This is a genomic window from Herbidospora sp. RD11066, assembly GCF_054661255.1.
Window position 1 is genome coordinate 1 of the sequence record NZ_BAAGDO010000204.1, and the last position, 262, is coordinate 262.

A 262-nucleotide genomic window follows, 5' to 3' on the forward strand; every position below is an offset into this window, starting at 1 on the left:
TCTGGCCATACATCGAGACTTTCACCGAGGATGTTGCGAAAGAAGTTACCGCAGAGCTACAGGCGAAACCCGATTTGATCATAGGAAATTACAGTGAGGGAAACCTGGTTGCCTCTTTGCTTGCTCACAAGTTGGGTGTCACTCAGTGTACGATTGCCCATGGCTTGGAGAAAACCAAGTACCCTGATTCAGATATATACTGGAAGAACTGTGAGGAAAAGTATCACTTTTCGTCGCAGTTTACAGCTGATCTTATTGCCAT

Annotated in this window: 1 protein-coding gene; it reads left to right on the forward strand. The window is 45.4% G+C overall.

All coding sequences use genetic code 11. The features are described from left to right. Window positions 1-262: hypothetical protein (locus ACYQ78_RS39740; RefSeq protein WP_459806166.1), on the forward strand; the 262-nt coding region annotated here is incomplete at both ends.